Below are 18,481 nucleotides of genomic sequence, written 5' to 3'. Positions count from 1 at the left end.
AGCATTCTTGGCCTTTGTGGATTCCCTAATGCCGGCCCGCATACCGATATCCTCCGAGCCCCTACAATCAGGAAATTGCCTAGGTCTGGATCGCACAGCTGAAATTAGCGAATTCCATACTCCATAACAGACGACGAAGTGCTCTGCCAGTTTACCTAAGCAAAAACGAGATACAACCTAGTGTTGGCCTCACCGGTCTGTAGCGGAGTCCCTAAGTATCCTGCATGTCGTCTCATCAAAGATCAGCAGAGACAGTGCACGGCCATTCCTTGACCTTTCCACGTTACAAAGTAGTTATTCAGTGAAGCATCGTGTAATGACTTTCACACTTTGAGGGCACTATCGAAAATAGGGCGATTTTGGATTGCGGTTTTGGATCCTACAAGGCGCCCAGCAACCTGTTCGATCAGGGCTCGTCCGCACATCTCAGCCTTCGGTCTCTTTTTATCATGGCCAGAGCGAAGATTATCATTACCAGTGGTTTTAAGGCAGAGGTTTCATAATTTTGCTAACGGTCTGCTGCTCTTAGTTTAGCATTTGCACGAGGTCGAAAAATAAACAGGTTTTAAATTTCCGAAATGAGATCGAGAGCACAACCGGAAACCCTCTAGATCATCGTCAGTACGGTAGTTTCACTCAGCGCAATTTTGTTTGTATCGCAACTACTAATCGCATATTTACAACCCTAAGGTTGAAACGGCGATTTTGCGGTTGAGATCGTTTCCTACAAGCAACCTGATCAAATCGGTAATTCGATCGCACCGACTAGGAATAAAGTCAGTTACTACTAGAAAGCTCAGCCTTCGAATTTTTCGTCAACGACGATCGTTAAACTCTTCGAGGATGCTAGGCTATCAGCCAGAGACTCAACCTGTGGAGGTTGATTACTAACCCAGTCTAGATGTCCGACGAGATCAATCCCAGATTGCAAAAACCGGAGCACCCCACTTGCATCGCTAACTAAATCTCAACAAAGGCAGCCTCAATCGCTCTCGAAGGCGCCTCTCATGGAGTACTTCGAACCAGCGTTTCTCTAGCGCTCACCAGAAGTTCGACTCAGTGGTGCATCTCAACACCAGGAAAGTCCACGCCTATCACTGATTAAAACGAAGGCCTGGGAGACTATCCTCTAATAGCGTAAGTGCACTCAAAGGCTCAGATGCTCCGAATTCAGCAGGCGCGAACACGACAGCCGGAGATGTTAGCTAACAAAAACGAATCCACCCATTGGTTGAGCAGGCGCAGTTATAGGAATTGTGAGCGTTACTATTATTTCGGGACTAGGTGATAATCCCACCGTCAATGTCGCATTGGTCCATGATCGAGCTTACAAAAATCTGCCCACATAACTAGTTGAAGAAGAGGAATTTAGCAGTTTTTACGAGTTAATCATTCTTTCGCGTGTGACAAGTCGGGGCAGGGGAAAATCTTCATAACTTATTGATCACTAACAGTCTGCTCTACTTCCGATTGGATCCGGGTCTAGCCTTGTAGAGTTTTCGGCGTTTACCTGGTACAGGTCAAGACTCGAATTTAGAGTCTTAGGGTCAAGCGGCTACGGCCTTCAGATATAACTACAGCATTGAGCAAGACGGAGTCAAAGACTTGGGTATCAGCTATAAGACAAAATTTGTGTTTCTTAAAATTCTAAAATGCAAGCAGTGTTAATCAGCTCGCAAGATCTAATCGCTGAGTGGTTACAAATTTTTCGGGAGATACGTCAAATCGAAATCGATATCCTTTAGCTGCCTTAAAGCGACGGTTCAGACCACAAGCACGTCACTCAGAACTGATATGGATTTTAAGTTGTAGCGTTGTCAAACCGACAGCACATTGATCACGACTGCACAGTTATTGGCCGACTCAAGACCATATCAGCATTTGATCGTAATGAGTTGCTCTCGTTTTACCGACCCCTAGGATCGAAACACATAAACCCCAGAATTCCGAATTTAAACCATCCTGTAAAGCTCAGATTTCATAGAAACTGGGCCACTTGTCGCCTGAATTGAGATAGCAGCGTACGTAAAGAACTGGAAAAGACTTCATCTAGCTTCAGCTAGTGTATGACTTATAGGCTCTGTTAATTATCCATATGAGTAGGCCACCGCGACATATCGACCTCGTCTGCCGGATTTTCCCTGACCAGATTAGGGCCTATTTCGTATTCCATATGGTAGTCCGTGATCCGCACTGAATCTCCACGAGTATCGAAGAATAGATTGCCAACCTTCGTAATCGCTTCATCCTTCATATCAGTAAAAGAGTCAGCATTGCCGAGATTTAAGTAGTCGGTATAGATACCGGTGGGGTACGAGAATGACATACTCACCGAGTAGTACCCTTTCTCGCCGGGAGATATTAGCGGGGCGGGCACACGGCGGGTATCGACTGGTGGGAAGATGGGTTCTGGGGCTAGGCAGTCAACCTGATCGGTGAAGTTATAATCGAAAGAGCTCAAAAGTGTGCACCGCATGGTGATCTCGCCGATAGGTATATTGACGTAGTAACCAGCCCAATCTTCCTCGTAATCATAGAGCTTGTGGGAGATATTGCCGAGACGGGTATAGCTGAAGCTATCCCCGGGTGGCGGTGAGCGATGGAAATCAGTGCGCATCATATTCGAGGTATTGCCAGTAGGCTCGTGCCTGCCTTTTTCCACCACGTCCTGTGGGCTCAGCGTGTAGTTTATTGTATAATCAAAGGTTTCACCGTTGTACATAATCTTGCTCTGGTAATCAACCGTGGCGGTAGCACCATCAAGGGAGATATCTTTTACCTCATTGATAAAAGGCATATCTTGTCCGGGGATGAAGTGCTCACCAGCAAAGAAGAGCACCGCCTTTTTGGGAGGAAGTTGCGAACCAACAAACTCAGGTGGTCGGCCTTCTATAACGATATAAGAGTAATCTGCGCATGGATCGAAGTGGTTATCAATAACGTCTGTCTCCAACCAATAGTTATTGTCTTTCCCTGCGGTCTCGGTATTTATTTTCTGTGGTGATCCCCACAGCCCAAATTCAGTTTCGAGAAGATCTAGCTGTGGATTCTCGCACGCTGGTTGCGGGCTGGAGGTAGTTTCAAGGTCAGCTACCGCCTGGGTTTGAGGGGTATCAGATGGTGTAGAACATGAGCTTAGTACGAGGCCGACAAGCACAACGAGGCTTGGGTAGAAGGATCGACGGGAGGGAAGAGACATAACAACCTTTGGTAGAGAAAATGGATGTATTCGCGATCCCTAATTTAATTCATAATTGGAACTTTTCTCCTCGATAAGCCCGTAATGGGGGTAATCCCCATCGGATTAGATTGATGAGGGTCGATCCCCGCTGAAGAATAACTTCCGTCCCTGTACCCAATTAGCCGCGTTGCTACCTCTGATCCCCCACAGTATCGAACCGGATCGAAGCTACCATCCCAGTGCCTAAACGAAGAGCTCTCCCGATCACTGCTGGTTTCTGGATGGGACTCCTCACCCACCTGTGCTGGAACTCTGTTGCAAGAACGTCTGTCAGAGCGTCTGGAGGGCTATGCCTAAAACGCTCTGTTTAGAAAAAGTGCGCGGTCAGCTGTGAGTAATTTGCGGGCGCACAGCGATATTTTTACGGAGAAGCGTATCTACGCTAGGTGCCACCCTTTGGCTTTCGCTCGGCTATCCCAGAAATCACGGTAGGTCCCAGTGCGAGCGTATAACTGCTCATGGGTTCCGATATCCTCGATCTCGCCTTGAGCGTTGAGCGTCACAATCTGATCCGCACCCATAATGGTGTCTAATTTATGCGCGATAACTACGACAGTGGAGGTTTCGCGCAATGTGGCAAATGCCGCCACGATATTTGCCTCATTTTCGGGATCGAGGGCGCTGGTAGCTTCGTCGAAAAGCACGATGGGCGCATTTTTTAGCAGCGCGCGAGCTATGGCCACGCGCTGCCTTTCGCCCCCACTTAAAGACTTACCTCCCTCGCCGACCGGGCTCTCCCATCCGTTGGGAAGGCGTCGCACAATTTCGGTCACACCGGCTAATGCGGCAGCCTCTTTGACCTCATCATCGGTAGCGGTGGGCCGGCCGATCCTGATATTGGCGATCAGAGTGTCATCAAAAAGATAGACTTCTTGAAAGACCATCGATAGCTGCGACATTAGGGTGTGTGTCTTTAACTCCTTGACATTCGCACCGCCAACTTTGACCGCTCCGGAATCTACTTCATAGAACCTCGATATCAGCCGTGCCTCTGTCGTTTTGCCACTTCCGGAAGGCCCCACTAGGGCTACCATCGACCGAGGTGGAACTAGGAAACTAACATTCTTGATCACGGGAGTATTTTCTAGATAGGAGAAGGTCACGTGCTCAAATTCCACACTGCCCGGCGTAGGTTGCGCTGCATCCTCACGAGGTTCTGGCAGCGCTTCAGCGGTGAGCACCTCGTAGAATGCTTCGGCGCTACTACGCCTGGATTCCAGACCGAAAGAACTTTCCGCAAGGATCAGCAACAACTGGGAAAAGCGCAGTGTTACCCCCATAAAAGCAATGGTTTCTATAGGGCTAAGGGAACCGTCCAAACTGAGTTGTGCAATGAGCGTCATAAGGGCCACCACCACAACTTGAGTCAAACTTCCAGTTAAGGCATTAGCGAGAAACTCCCACCACAGCAAGCGGGACTTCCGTTGCCGCCACTGAGTAGTTGCCGCCGTTAAGGGGGCGAAATCTTGACTCCTACCGCATGCGCGTAGGGCCGGCTGGCAGTGGGTAAATTCTACGACGCGGTCACTGATCTCTTTTTCTAAAGGTTCAGCCTGAGCGTGAGCGTAGTGACCAATTGCCGAGGAGAGATAGACGAAGACGAGAAATATCAACATAGAGACAGCTAGCAAGATTCCGAGGGTGATATTCCATGCCAGCATGCACACCAAGATGACAACAATGGCTGCCATTTTCCCAGCAATAGGACCCATGAGGTGAGCGAAGATCTCAGAGGTAAGCATGAGCTCGCCCGAGACCAGGCGGGACAGCCGACCTGCTATTGGCTGCTGAAACCATCCGAGCGGCAGTCGTGCTACCTGATGACCAATTGACCGGTGGATATTCTGAACAATATCGAGGGCCGCTGCGTAGCTAAGACGGGTATCGATATATCCCAAGACAGCCGCTATGATCGCTGAGAGTATGAATACTACTAGCCAGCCATAGGCACTAAGCCCCCAGGCGGGAGTATCTGTTGATAAAGCGTAAATAGCAGGAATAATAAGAAATAGCGACAACCCTTCGAGGACTCCCATCGCAATGCTAGATATGATCGCGCGGTAGAGACACCGAGGATCAGTGAGAAAAACGCTACTCAGCGAAAAGAAAGAGAAAATGAGAGGTTTCATAACGTCTTAATGTCCTTTCCGCTGAGATTCCAGCGACCTGAGGTGGGCGGATTGAGATGTGGTCAGTAACTGCTGATACAGCGGATGACCTTGGAGGTCCTTTGCACTTCCCGCTGCTGCGACATGGCCGTGTTCTAGGACTATGATCTGATCAGCACCTACAATTGATTCCAGACGATGCGCAATAACTAGCACCGTTTTACCCTTAACTAAGGTGGTCAGCGCTTGCTGAATATCTGCTTCCGATTCGGGGTCAGCAAATGCCGTGGCCTCATCCAGGATGAGGATCGGGGCATCCACTAAAAGTGCTCGCGCGATGGCAATTCGTTGAGCCTGGCCCCCGGAGAAATGAGTGTCCGTTCCGACGATAGTGTCAAAACCCTTCGGGAGAGCCTCAATGGTGTCAAGAATATGCGCCTTGTGTGCTGCATCGCGGATTTCCTCCATTGTGGCCTCGAGCCTGCCGAGGGCGATATTATCGCGCACGGAGATTCTCAAGAGTTGCGGATCTTGTAGCACGAAGGAGACCGTGTCATAGAGCATCCGTGTGGATAGTTCGCGCACGTCGACACCGCCGATGGTGATCCTCCCTGAGTCAGGATCATTAAATCGAGCAACCAAGGTGGCTAGAGTAGTCTTACCAGAACCACTGGCACCGATGAGTGCCGTTACCGTGTCCTCGCGAAGAGTCATGGTCACGTGATTGGCCGCTATATGCTCACCGTAGGAGAAGGATACGTCTTCAAAGCGGATCTCGTTTCCTCGTGGTTGTAGCTTAGTATTGGGGAACGAAAGAATAGGAGTGTCGAGAGTTATCAGCAGACGACGGGCAGCAGCGCCTGCTAATTGATAGGCCCACATCATATTGCTCAATACGGTGATGGCACTGGGAATCATCAGAGCGATGAGGGTGGTCGCCAGTACATCTGGTGGAGTCACCCAGCCTGCTCGAATCATGAGGATGCCACCACCCAGATTGATTGCCATCAGAATGGGGATAGATATCGAGGCGGCCGCCATGGCAGAACCTTTGAGCATAGGCGTAACCCACGCTAGATAAAACGTAGAGAAATCATCGGCAGCATCTTGATAGCGTTTATGGGATTGTCCCACCGCCCCAAAGGCCTTAACCACCGAGATTCCCGTAAAGAATTCCACCATGGTGGCAGATACGCGACCTAGGTGAGCGTCCATCTCAACGGTTTTTTCGCCCATGCCGCTGAGCATCCAAATATTAGCTGCGATATAAAAAGGAAAGCTCGCAACCGTGAGCAGCCCTAGCCTCCAATCGATTAAAAAGGCCAGCATTAAAAGGGCGACAGGAGTAATAATGGCTTGGGTGACGTCTACCGGTTGGTGTGCTACCAAGGCGTGGATCTGCCCGATATCTTCCTGCAATGCTTTGCGAACTTTGCCGGCATTAGTTTTTGAAAACCATCCCAAAGGAGCGCTGGAGATTCGATCAAGAATACGCTGACGAATAATCGCGGCTAATCTAATATCGGCGAAGTGGGTAATGGCCAAGGCTATGGCGTTAAAAAATAATCGCCCGCAGAACATTCCCACGAGGAGATACACACTCGCCCATACAGATTGCTCGTCAACCGGCAGATCCTGACTATAGGCGCTGTAGAGGGTATCGCCCACCTGGATCAATGCGATATAGGGGCCGATGGCCAGGAATCCCGCAATAATTGCTAAGAATCGACCGATTCCTAGACGTAGAGCTATGGGCCGAAGTAATTCTTTCAGGGCTGATTTTCCCTCTTCTCGCTCTCGCTTTAGTTTTTCACGCTCTGGTGCGCTGATGGTGGATGTCGACGCCATAATTATTCCCTTCCGGCGAGGAGTCTAAGGGGGTAGCAATATCTAGAAAGAGGTTGACGACAATGTCCACTACCTGGCTTTCTTAGGCTTACCTAATTGAGCTTGTGAGTAAGTTTCAGTAAACTCGCTACTCCCCCATAAAGCAAGGATTAGTGGTACACCACTCTCTTCGCTCCCCCGTCTCAGGTGTGGAAGAGACTGAGGCGGGCACCTTAAATTCGGTCATACGTTGCGAGTTATCTCAACCAGCTCCCATAAGATGAAGATTTCCTTCTATACCTGAGAGAATGGTTATCTTCCTATCTAGGCAGTTCGGGTATCGAGTCACCCAAGGCTGGTGGGCTGGGATCCCTGTCAGCGCACTCGAGGCCCGAGGAAGGGTATAGCGGCGTTCAGGAATTCCTCTGGCACTATAACGTCGGACTTCCAGGTAGGAAACACTTGGGCGTGGCAGCTGGTATGGCACCGGGCGACATCCGCCCCCCGCCGAAGGTTCGAATCATGATGGGAGGGACCAAAAGACGGCGAAATATGGCTACTACCTGCGCAGCGCCACCTCACTACCACGCATATACAGATGACAAAAGCGCGCCGCAGTCAGCGCTCAGCCTCGTTCAGCATAGGTGAGCTGCCTACAACTTCTCTAGGGCCACTCTCATTGTGCCCACACGTGTCTTCGAAGCTAGAGGTGAGCTCGCACTTTTTCCTCTAGGAACCGCTGGCGAGCGATTGAACCCATACTTAGATCGCAGCAGGTCTGCCTTCATATCGATTGTGTTGTAATAGCAATGAGACCTTCCCTTGCCACGGTTGCGCCTGATAGAGCCTGATAGTGACCGGTAGAGCCTGATAGAGCCTGGTAGAACCTGGTAGAACCTAGCACAGCAGTTTAAAAACCTTCCAAAACTGACTAGTTATCGTCTGGCGCTTGAGAGAAAACCGTGGATACTCCCACGGCACCGACCCCGCAATGGACGGCTAGTATTGGATCCATATCAGTGATCATGATGGCCGAACCCTTGGGGAGATTGTCCCTTAGTTGCTTTTCCAACAAGCGCGCCGCATCCTTAGCCTCATGCTGCTGTATAGCTATAAAGACTGGTAAATTCGCTGCGCGTTGGACTATCAGCTCGGTAAGCTTTGTCAAAGCTTTAGCTTGGGTTCGAGTCTTCGCTGCTAACTCAATCCGACCCGAACGTACCTGCAGAATGGGTTTGATTGCCAAGGTGGTTGATAGCATTGCGGTAGCGGCACTAATGCGCCCGGATTTCCACATCTGCTCGATGCGCGGCAGAAATAACCAGGTAGCTGAACGTGCTAGAGTATCTTCCGCCAATTCGATACATTCGGGAAGGGGCGCGCCATCTTGTGCGATCCGCGCCGCCGCCATCGCAGCCGCCCCGACCGACATGCCAATACTTTGAGTGTCTACCACGGCAACATTCTGGTTAAAAATAGAAGCTGCGGTTACTGCAGCTGACCATGTTGAGGAGAGTTCTTTCGATAGGTGCAGGGCAAGAACCCCCTCATCGCCTCCGCGCTCAAGTTGGCGCGCATACTGAGCTGTTAGCTCCAAAGCACTAAGGCCCGACGTGGACTGGTCGTGGTCGCTATTGACAATATGGAGGTCAATGACAGTGATATCGAGTTCATCAACAACATGATGTGGGAGTCCCGCAGAAGAATCGGTCACGATACGAACTGGCATAGATTCCCTTTCTCCACAAAATTTATACCCAGCGGTTGCACCCAATAATGTGGGAACCCCTATGAGCCTAGCAATAGGGCGCTACCGAGGTGGTTAAACTCCTCCCAGAAGGCCAGCTTCTCCGTTTCCGGCGGCTCCCATCGATTCATACCCGAGAGAGACTCCCATATTCCACCCGTCGAGGTACCATCGAGCATTCTGGCAGTTATCTGGGGTGAAGATGAGATCTTCTGGCCGAATATCCTCGGCATCATCCTCCGAAATTTCTGAGCTATAACGAGGACGAGCCGTTAATTGAGCCCAACAGGTATTACCTAGACCTGAAAATAGTGGGTACTGATGACTTTCAAGCTCTAAAAGATGTGAGGTGAGAGCAGAAATGGTACCTCCGTGAGCCACCAATAAAACGGTGCCTTGATCCCAAAGAGCAAATTCGCGCATTAATTCATCAACAACCGGTCGTGCTCTACGTGCAACCTCAAGCCGTGACTCACCACCAGGAGGAGCCCAGGTTGGATCGTGACGCCAATAGGCACGTAATCCGGGGAACTGCCGATCCACCTCGGCATGAGAACGGGCCTGCCACTGACCCAGATTGGTCTCACGCAAACGATTATCTATGGTGACCTCAACACCGAGGCGCTCCCCGACTGCCCGAGCGGTTTCACTCGCCCGAGTAAGGTCAGAGGAAATAATTCGAGAAATTTTGACAGTTTCCAAGAATGCGGCGACCTGAGCAGCTTGCGCTCGGCCCCGAGTCGAGAGCTCAGTATCCAAGTGGCCTTGCATGCGACCAGAAGCGTTATACGATGTTTCACCGTGCCGGAGCAGAATTAATCGACGTGTCATATAAAATTCTCGCGATATAGAGAGTCAACCAGGGGTTAGGTTCTACAGCTCGAGTTTACAATTCTTCCTCGTCGGGGTCGTTTTCAACCAAAGGAATCTCATCGAGGGACTGCACGGACCGAAGGTCGATGTCATCATTCCATTCTGTTGGACGCTCCATCGTATCAATCCCATCAACCTCGATAAGTGGGCAATCACGATAGAGCCTATCGAGTCCATAGAAATCACGTTCGGTATTGCGTTGGACGTGAATAACAAAGGAACCGTAGTCGAGCAAAACCCAGCGATTCTCCCGATTTCCTTCACGCCGCTTGGGTTCGTGGCCCTGGTTGGAAAGGACATCTTCGATCTCCTCGACGATCGCGCGCACTTGGCGTTCGTTATCTGCAGAAGCAAGAAGAAAAATCTCGGTAATTGCCATGACATCGCTGACGTCGATGACGGCGATATTTGTTGCAAGTTTTTCGTTAGCGGCCACCGCAGCGGTGGCTGCGAGTGCGGTAGTATCGTGGGTCGCGGTCACTATAATCCTTTTGTTCCTTTTCAGTGGTGTAGAGCTTCACAAGTATTCTGTCATGAATCAGCCGATGAAGAGAAAAATTCCTCGATCATTTGAGTTCTGAGGTAGCACGGTAGAGGCCATGCTTGTGGATATATTGCACCACCCCATCGGGTACGAGGTACCACAGGGGTTTGGAGGTTTGCGTTCGTTGTCGACAATCCGTTGATGAGATAGCCATTGCAGGAATTTCCACCAACTCCACTCTTTTGCGGTAACGCGGAGGGAGGATATCATCGTCGAGCAGATAGCCAGGTCGGGTTACGCCTACGAAAGTGGCGAGATGGAAGATCATTTCCCATTCCCGCCAACTGAGGATCTTAGCCAGCGCATCGGCTCCCGTAATGAAATAGAATTCAGCGTTAGGATAGAGAGAGCGCAAATCCTTGAGGGTGTCGATGGTGTAGGTCGGTCCGGATCGGTCAATATCAACCCGACTCACCTCGAATCGAGGATTCGAAGCTGTAGCGATCACCGTCATCAGATAGCGATCTTCGCCTGGTGAAACCACTCGATCTGTTTTTTGCCACGGGCATCCGGTCGGAACAAAGATGACGCGATCGAGATGAAAGCGCGCCGCAACTTCACTCGCTGCCACTAAATGTCCGTGGTGGATGGGGTCAAAAGTTCCCCCCATAATGCCGATTTTCTCAGGCTGGTGTTGGTAGCTCTTCATGATCTTCCACTACGGCCTAATATGTCCGTTGCCCTCAAGGATCCATTTGGTGCTGGTCAGTTCCGGCAAGGCCATGGGACCTCTGGCGTGCAGTTTTTGAGTGGAAATGCCGATTTCTGCACCCATCCCGTATTGTTCGCCGTCGGTAAAAGCGGTCGAAGCATTAACCATAACCGCGGCCGAATCAACCTCGTCAACAAAGCGCTGAGCTGTGATGATATTGGTGGTAGCGATTGCCTCGGTATGTCCAGTGGAATACTGCCGTATATGGGCAATGGCACCATTGACACCAGCAACCATTTTCGCTGCGATATCCATCGACAGGTATTCCTCTTCCCAATCCTGCTGGGTCGCCGGAATGATCTCGCTCAGTCCAAGAGGAAGAAATTCCTCAGTATCACCGTGTACCGTTACCCCCGCCTCAATAAGGGCTGAAAGAATGCGGTGAGTGGAGGTGGCGTTAAGGGCTTTATCGATAAGGACTGTTTCGGTGGCATTACACACACTCGTGCGGCGGGTCTTTCCATTGATCAAAATCGCGATTGCCTGATCGAGATCACACTCGGAATCTATATACAAATGACAGTTGCCGGTTCCTGTCTCGATGGTAGGAACTGTAGCTTGGTGGACAACGGCGTTAATCAGCCCTGCACCCCCGCGGGGAATAACAACGTCCACGAGGCCTCGAGCGGTAACAAGCGCTGTGACACTGTCATGGGTATCACAAGGTAGTAACTGCACGATCTCTGCCGGTAGGCCCTGTTCGCGGGCGGCATCCTGCAGAATGTTCACGAGTGCCTGATTGGAGAATGCCGCGGAGCGCGAACCGCGCAACAGCGCCACATTGCCAGATTTGAGCGCCAATCCAAAGGCGTCAACGGTCACATTTGGACGCGCCTCGTATACCATTCCCATAACGCCAAGTGGGACTCGCACTTGGCGCATTTTCATTCCATTCTCCATCACGCGACCCGCAACGATATCCCCGACGGGGTCTCTTAGTCGGGCCACTTGGCGCAGCCCCTCGGCCATGCCTTTTATGCGGTTTCGATCAAGAGCGAGTCGATCAATTAAGTTATCAGACATCCCACGCTCGCGACCGGCGGTGATATCGCGAGCATTAGCTTGCAGAATATCCTCGGCATGATCCTCGAGTGCCTGAGCTGCTTGGTTAAGGAGGTGATTCTTGCGCGCCGTCGAGAGGCGAGCAACGGTAGGGGCCAAAGACCGGGCGACTCGTGCACGAGCAACAACCTGCTCGGTTTCGGGGTGATCGGAATTCATAAATACCGATGGTAGTAGATCTCCGCCGAGAACGGTTGATCCTCAAAGCCCCTAGCGAATCGATAGGCGCTGAGGATGATATATTCCAGCCGACTACTCTTGGGCCATCATAGCGCCGTCGAGCGAGAGGTGATTGGCGTGGATCACCGGCCGTCGTTCTTCCAGCTGACAGGTTTGCAATCCCATAATCGACTCAATGACGCTCGATTCATAGGCCACCTCGCCGCGCCCTACGAGCTGTCCCTGGGGGCCTAAGATATCAACAATCTCACCGGCGTGAAAAATACCTTCCACCTGGGTAATACCTACAGGCAGCAGGGAGCTTTTACCCGTTGACAATGCTGCAACTGCCCCCGCATCAATGTGGATTGTTCCACCCGAATCAGCCGCGTAGAGCGCCCACGATTTCCAAGCCGAGAGAGTATGCGTCTGCGGATGGAAAACGGTTCCCACACCCGCGTCATCGAGCGCATCACCGATATAAGCTGCCGAAGAGAGAAGCACCGGGACCCCACCTCTGGTGGCTATACGACTCGCCTGTACCTTAGAAGCCATGCCACCAGTACCCACGGCACCGCCAGCACCTGCGATCACACCATTCAGGTCGCGTTCATCACGCACCGCGTCAATAAAGCGGGCTCCGTTTTCGCTTGGATTCTTATCATAGAGGCCATCAACATCCGAGAGGAGGAAGAGGGCGTCGGCAAGACTAAGGTGCGCAACGAGGGCGGCGAGTCGGTCGTTATCGCCGAAGCGCATTTCTGTGGTGGCCACCGTATCGTTCTCATTGACAATGGGAACGACTCCAAGTCGCAATAGCTTCTCCATGGTCTGCTGGGCATTACGAGCGCGATCACGGCTTCCCGCATCAGAAGCGGTGAGTAAGACCTGCCCGATTGTCTGCCCAAAGCGAGCAAATGACGCGCCCCAGGTATGCATGAGGTGGACTTGGCCGACTGCAGCGACTGCCTGTTTGGTGGCTAAATCTGTGGGTCGGGTATCTAATCCCAGCGGTCCCATACCCGCGGCAACTGCACCAGAGGAAACAACAATAATTTCGGTACCCCGTGCAAAGCGCTGCTGCATGGCGTTTACCAGGGCATCAATGCGCAAGGGATCAACTCGGTGGTGGGGCCCTGTGAGTGATGAGGAACCGATCTTTACCACAATGCGTTTAGCTCGGGCGATGCGCTTGCGAATCGCTTCGGATGTATCAGCCATCTCCACGCGCTACCCCTGCCACCGGTCACGATCAGCTTCTTGACCGTCGCCGTAGTCGAATTCATCAATCAAACCACGACGCACCTGGGAGGCGCGTTTACGTTCAGCTGCCGATTTACGCTCATTACGATCGAGCCGAATATCCGTTCCGCGCCCGGTAAGAGTTGGGTCCACACCGGCTGCGGTCATGGGTTCCCACTCGAAGGAGACGGGACCGATAGACACTGTGGCTCCGGCTTTAGCCCCAGCCTCATAGAGAGCATCTTCCACGCCCATACGGTTCAGTCGATCCGCAAGGTAGCCCACAGCTTCATCGTTTTCAAAGTCAGTCTGAACAATCCAACGCTCAGGTTTTTCACCGGTCACAATAAAACCGCCCTCGATGTCGGGGTCCTCGTGAACGTGGAATTCCCTCACTTTACCGCGGCCTCGACCCTTTGATTCGAGCGGCTGGGGACGAACAACTACTCGTTGCTCAACGTCTCGCGGACGCTCTCGGCGCGCCTGCTGGACGATCTCGAGAAGTTTGAACTTAAGAGGCTCGAGTCCCTTGCGGGCAACGGCTGAGATAATAAAAACGGGCCACCCGAACTGCTTCTCGAGGTCTTCGCGAACAAATTCAGCGAGCTCTTCAGCCTCGGGGATATCAGCCTTATTCAAGATAATGATACGCGGGCGATCGCGAAGATCACCCAGCGATATATCCTCATCAAGCGCCGACTGGTAGGCGGCTAATTCAGCTTCAAGTGCCTCGATATCGGATGCGGGATCGCGACCGGCCTCAAGAGTTGCCGTATCAACAACGTGAGCGAGGACTGCTGTGCGCTCAATATGTCGGAGGAAGTCCAGGCCGAGGCCCTTGCCAGCCGACGCGCCGGGAATCAGCCCTGGAACGTCTGCGATGGTAATGGTTTCATCGCCTACCTCAACAACACCGAGGTTGGGAGCTAGTGTTGTAAAAGGATAATCGCCAATCTTCGGTTTGGCGGCAGAAATCACGGAAATGAGCGAGGATTTACCTGCCGACGGAAAGCCAACTAAACCAACATCCGCCATGGATTTTAGCTCTAGTATGACGTCGTGCTGTTCGCCCGGCTCTCCCTTGAGGGCAAACCCTGGGGCCTTGCGTGCATGGGAGGCAAGCGCGGCATTACCTAAGCCACCGACCCCACCTTTGGCTGCGATGAATTGCATTCCCACCGCAGTCAGATCAGCAAGGGTCTCACCTTTATCATTGAGCACAACGGTACCCGCCGGTACTCCCAGAATAAGATCCTCTCCACGGGCACCATTGCGGTGATCACCGGCTCCGTTAGCGCCACGTTGGGCTTTAATATGGGGACGATAGTGGAGATCTAGGAGAGTGTGTACCTGAGCAGTGACTTCCAAAATGATATCGCCACCGTGGCCACCATTTCCGCCATCGGGTCCCCCGAGAGGCTTGAATTTTTCCCGATGAATGGAGGCGCAGCCATTGCCCCCATCACCAGCCGCGAGATGGAGAACCACCCGATCGACGAAACGAGCCATCAGTGCCGTACCCTTCCTTAAAAAAGCGAGAGGGCGTATTCAACGGCGCCCTCGATCTCCTCGATTCTAGCAAATCTCACCGCTTTAGCCCTAAGAAAAAAGTGGGTAAGGAAGAGGGAGGTTCTCTTCCTTACCCACCGCTATTTCCCTATAGTCAAGCTCTCATAGAACTGTGAGCACATGAGGGCGGCGCTTGGCCATCTTGTCTGTTAGGCAAATGGGAGGAGGTGACTAAAAATGAGCAGCCCGAGGGATCCCGCGAGGATTGTAGAGAACATCGAAATTAACACCCAAATCCAGCTATCTTTCGTTACTGTAGGTGTACTGCTCGAGGGCTCTGAATCTTCAGGATCCTCATTTGGTTGGTCACTGATAACTTCCAGAGTGGTGGCCTTTGTTAACATCGTTGCTGTCGCTGTCACAGTTAGGGTGCCGATTTCGGCGGTGTCCACGGTGAAACGATAGATGCCTTGGTCGTCGGTACGACCCGCAATGGTCGTGTCGCCATAGTTGATTTCTACGCGCTCGCCCACCGCTGGCCCTTGAGAGTCGCGAACGGTGACGGCGAACTCCGCTGTGGAACCGACCTCTATACGTGCTGGCCCAGAGATATCTAAGCTCTCGAGGGCTGGGAGCACGGATACTGATGGCAGCTCCATGGACGTGGTCGGATGGCACCGGACAACACCAGCTACCGGATACGTGGAATCGAAAAAGAAGCCAGGTGCGAGAAAAGCTCCGACATCCGCAAAGCTGATCAATGTATCTTCAGGGGCAAAACCAGGCCCCTGGGGGAATGCAAAGGCAATTTTTCCTTCTTGATTAGCGGTAACAGGAAGAGATACTGAAGGGAATCGAAGCACGAGATCGTCTCCCTCAGTCATTGACGTGATCCCACCCGTGCTATTGCTCGAAATGGCCGCGAGATCGCTGGTATCTACGTCATCGGTTGTTTCGAGAGCCATGGTCACTGCGTTGTTATTCACAGTAATCTCACCGGGAAGGTCTCCCTTTTTCACTGGGCCCCGACCTCTGCATTGCGAGGGAGTTGCACGGCGAACCGCCCGCGATTCCAGGCGCTTGATGTGAGCTTCTCACGAGCCTTGGATCCACTAGTTTCAGCGGGAGCTTTCAGGGTCGGATTGAGCAGCTGGTAGTCAAACTGGGATCCGAGGCGTACAGCTTCTGGGTGCTGAATATTTGCAGTAAACGCAAAGTTGCGCTCGATTTTGACCCCTGCTCCGCTACCATGAATACCGTCGAGCCCTCGGGTAACATATCTCTGGCCACTAGCATCGCCACTGCTGTAGGTCGTTGAGCACTCAAGGGTGCCAGAGATCTCTGAAAGCACCGATCCAGAGGCCTCACCTACCTGGTACTCGATCGTTTTCTCGTGGCGGGTGCCGATGGAGGCGGAGATTGTGACGGTTCCGGGAGCTTCCGGGGTGAAGCTGCGCGAATACCGACCCGTATTATCGGTCAGCCCTATGTCTTCAACTCCGTCGATCACTGTTGTTATGAGTTCATTGGCCACGCCATTACCCGACGCATCCTTTGCAGAAAAGACCACTTCGGAGGTTTCTTTTGCAAAGCCCTGCGCCGGTGTTGGGGTGATTTCTAAAGACTCGACATTTTTCCCAACTTCCGCTGGATCGAGCACCTTTACTGTGGGCAACGCATTATTAGTGTCAATATTGCAGCGCATGAGGCCGACAAAATCATTCGATCCCAGGAAGGGGTGGGAGAGATTAGCCTCCATGAGGAAGGTAAAAAATGGTCCATCCCCAGGGTATGGGTGCTTATCCTGTGCGGGACGCGGGAATTTAAAGTCGATATCCCCGAGTTCAGTGGCAGTCACTTCGTAGCTGACCTCTGGAACGTTAAAACCAATTTGGTTGCCGTTTTCAGAACCGAGCCAGCCTGCGCGCTGAACGGCTTTCTTCAGAGCTTGCTGGTCCCCAGCTTGCAGCGAGTCAGAGTGAACACCCTTGTCGATCCGAATACTCTGGTTGCTTTCATGCTTTTCTAACCCAGCATCACCCCCACTGAGTGATACATTGACTACGTTGGCATTCTGAGGCTTGAGAATCTCCAGCCTGCCTTGTTCCATGGCCCTGATGGAGATGGTGGCGCCGCTTTGCTGTGATTTCATTTTAGCGCCGACAAATCCTGGTTTGACTGTGTAGGAGAACGTGTCTCCCTTGAGCACAGCCTCGGGGGCCTCAACACTGAGTGAGAACGAGTATCCCGATGAAATCGCGTGCGCGGAACTTTGGGCAATTCCTGGCAACCCAACCGTATTCAAATCACACTTAAAGGGAACCGCCACCGTTTGGGTTTTAGCCCCTGCCGCCGGTGCCAGCGGCACTGACAAGGCACTCAGGGCAAGGGTTGGCGCTGCAACTGCAGACACCAGTTTTATTAAATTCTTCACTGCAAATCCTCTCAGCCACATCGCGCGAGTGGCCTAATTGAATAAAGTTGTTATCGATTCTGTTCTCCCCTTCTTAAAGAGGGGAGATAAAAACTACTCTGAGAAAGTAGCCGCACGACCATGGGGGATTTTGTGCGGCTACACGCAGTTAGTGGTTAGCAAGCCGAGGCGAGATCGTCGCTGGTTTTGCGATGCCTTTTTGCGGCGATGGAGGGGTTGTTGGAGGAAGTAACATGAGTTTCACATGGTTGATAGCCATTGCGATCAGTCCCACAATCGCGAGACCTGAGATGATCCCCACAATGATTTCCCATGCTTGTGGTGGCGCTAGCTCGGAACTGCTCGGAGCTTCAGCATCCTGTGGAGCAACCGTGATGACCTCCGAACGCAGATCACCGATGGTGGCAAGAACTGCCTGAGGTTGCTCGGTCTTCGTCACTGCAACGGTAACGATGCCATCATTACTGGTGTGTCCCGTGAAGCTGAGCCCACCAACAGTAATGGTAACTGCCTGATTTGCGAGGGGTTGATTTTGGGCGTCGGTGACGGTGAAGGTCACGATCGCCGGATCAGCGGCCGCGTCCTGTTTTCCTGTTACCGATGCGGGGATACGTGCAGGCAGTGCGGCAACAACCATGGGAGCCGACTCAATCGAACCGACCCGAGCTACCACCACAACATCATCGTGACCACGCGGCACAGTAACACTCACTACGCCATCAGCACTCGTCGTCTCCACAGACTCCACAGAACCAACAGTCACAACAACCTCTTGATCCGCAAGCGGCGCACCATCTTTATCCGCCACCACAAAAGTCACAACCGACGAATCCGCAGACTCCACCTGAGACCCCACAACACTCGCAGGAACAACAGGCACAGCACTCACAACAACAGGAGCCGACTCAATCGAACCGACCCGAGCTACCACCACAACATCATCGTGACCACGCGGCACAGTAACACTCACTACGCCATCAGCACTCGTCGTCTCCACAGACTCCACAGAACCAACAGTCACAA

13 protein-coding genes are annotated in these 18,481 nt (G+C 52.1%); all 13 read right to left on the bottom strand.

The window, feature by feature from the left end; genetic code table 11:
* Window positions 1–2,083 precede the first annotated feature (2,083 nt).
* Complete coding sequence (locus tag NXT01_RS07955; protein ID WP_259079718.1) at window positions 2,084–3,199, bottom strand: hypothetical protein; 1,116 nt, start codon at window positions 3,197–3,199, stop codon at window positions 2,084–2,086.
* Between the two features lie 419 nt (window positions 3,200–3,618).
* Window positions 3,619–5,370: an ABC transporter ATP-binding protein gene (locus NXT01_RS07950; RefSeq protein ID WP_259079716.1), complete on the bottom strand. Its 1,752-nt coding sequence runs from the start codon at window positions 5,368–5,370 to the stop codon at window positions 3,619–3,621.
* A gap of 6 nt (window positions 5,371–5,376) precedes the next feature.
* Window positions 5,377–7,197 (bottom strand): ABC transporter ATP-binding protein, encoded by a 1,821-nt coding sequence (locus NXT01_RS07945; protein WP_259079715.1) that lies wholly within the window; start codon window positions 7,195–7,197, stop codon window positions 5,377–5,379.
* A gap of 910 nt (window positions 7,198–8,107) precedes the next feature.
* On the bottom strand, window positions 8,108–8,905 hold the full coding sequence (locus NXT01_RS07940; RefSeq protein WP_259079712.1) for a DegV family protein: 798 nt from the start codon (window positions 8,903–8,905) through the stop codon (window positions 8,108–8,110).
* A 93-nt stretch (window positions 8,906–8,998) separates the two neighbouring features.
* Window positions 8,999–9,754 carry a histidine phosphatase family protein gene (locus tag NXT01_RS07935; RefSeq protein WP_259079705.1) on the bottom strand — a complete coding sequence of 252 codons (756 nt, stop codon included), beginning with the start codon at window positions 9,752–9,754 and terminating at the stop codon, window positions 8,999–9,001.
* Between the two features lie 55 nt (window positions 9,755–9,809).
* Window positions 9,810–10,277 (bottom strand): ribosome silencing factor, encoded by a 468-nt coding sequence (rsfS, locus tag NXT01_RS07930; protein ID WP_259079699.1) that lies wholly within the window; start codon window positions 10,275–10,277, stop codon window positions 9,810–9,812.
* Between the two features lie 85 nt (window positions 10,278–10,362).
* Complete coding sequence (gene nadD / locus NXT01_RS07925) at window positions 10,363–10,989, bottom strand: nicotinate-nucleotide adenylyltransferase (protein ID WP_259079693.1); 627 nt, start codon at window positions 10,987–10,989, stop codon at window positions 10,363–10,365.
* A 9-nt stretch (window positions 10,990–10,998) separates the two neighbouring features.
* Window positions 10,999–12,273 carry a glutamate-5-semialdehyde dehydrogenase gene (locus NXT01_RS07920; RefSeq protein WP_259079689.1) on the bottom strand — a complete coding sequence of 425 codons (1,275 nt, stop codon included), beginning with the start codon at window positions 12,271–12,273 and terminating at the stop codon, window positions 10,999–11,001.
* 93 nt (window positions 12,274–12,366) lie between these two features.
* A complete protein-coding gene (gene proB / locus NXT01_RS07915; RefSeq protein WP_259079687.1) occupies window positions 12,367–13,494 on the bottom strand; it encodes a glutamate 5-kinase in 1,128 nt (375 codons plus the stop codon).
* 9 nt (window positions 13,495–13,503) lie between these two features.
* Entirely contained in the window at window positions 13,504–15,024 is a 1,521-nt protein-coding gene (gene obgE / locus NXT01_RS07910) for a GTPase ObgE (protein ID WP_259079684.1), read from the bottom strand.
* A 209-nt stretch (window positions 15,025–15,233) separates the two neighbouring features.
* Complete coding sequence (locus tag NXT01_RS07905) at window positions 15,234–16,043, bottom strand: hypothetical protein (RefSeq protein ID WP_259079676.1); 810 nt, start codon at window positions 16,041–16,043, stop codon at window positions 15,234–15,236.
* The gene (locus NXT01_RS07900) at window positions 16,040–17,458 is read right to left on the bottom strand and encodes an Ig-like domain-containing protein (RefSeq protein ID WP_259079674.1); all 1,419 of its coding nucleotides are present in this window, start codon (window positions 17,456–17,458) and stop codon (window positions 16,040–16,042) included. Before NXT01_RS07900 ends, NXT01_RS07905 begins: the two co-directional genes overlap by 4 nt.
* A gap of 148 nt (window positions 17,459–17,606) precedes the next feature.
* Window positions 17,607–18,481, bottom strand: an 875-nt coding sequence (locus NXT01_RS07895; protein WP_259079672.1) for a hypothetical protein, incomplete at its 5' end; no start/stop codon positions are given.

This window comes from Corynebacterium sp. ES2775-CONJ, from assembly GCF_024814515.1.
In the GTDB taxonomy this organism is placed as follows: domain Bacteria; phylum Actinomycetota; class Actinomycetes; order Mycobacteriales; family Mycobacteriaceae; genus Corynebacterium.
Note: the sequence above shows the minus strand (reverse complement) of the source record. Positions and strands in the feature narration are given on the sequence as shown.

Bases quoted from the DNA above. Each gene is read 5' to 3' on its own strand.
- proB (WP_259079687.1), bottom strand. From the start codon at position 13,494: ATGGCTGATACATCCGAAGCGATTCGCAAGCGCATCGCCCGAGCTAAA.
- NXT01_RS07955 (WP_259079718.1), bottom strand. From the start codon at position 3,199: ATGTCTCTTCCCTCCCGTCGATCCTTCTACCCAAGCCTCGTTGTGCTT.
- NXT01_RS07935 (WP_259079705.1), bottom strand. From the start codon at position 9,754: ATGACACGTCGATTAATTCTGCTCCGGCACGGTGAAACATCGTATAAC.
- NXT01_RS07950 (WP_259079716.1), bottom strand. From the start codon at position 5,370: ATGAAACCTCTCATTTTCTCTTTCTTTTCGCTGAGTAGCGTTTTTCTC.
- NXT01_RS07945 (WP_259079715.1), bottom strand. From the start codon at position 7,197: ATGGCGTCGACATCCACCATCAGCGCACCAGAGCGTGAAAAACTAAAG.
- NXT01_RS07940 (WP_259079712.1), bottom strand. From the start codon at position 8,905: ATGCCAGTTCGTATCGTGACCGATTCTTCTGCGGGACTCCCACATCAT.
- NXT01_RS07920 (WP_259079689.1), bottom strand. From the start codon at position 12,273: ATGAATTCCGATCACCCCGAAACCGAGCAGGTTGTTGCTCGTGCACGA.
- obgE (WP_259079684.1), bottom strand. From the start codon at position 15,024: ATGGCTCGTTTCGTCGATCGGGTGGTTCTCCATCTCGCGGCTGGTGAT.
- nadD (WP_259079693.1), bottom strand. From the start codon at position 10,989: ATGAAGAGCTACCAACACCAGCCTGAGAAAATCGGCATTATGGGGGGA.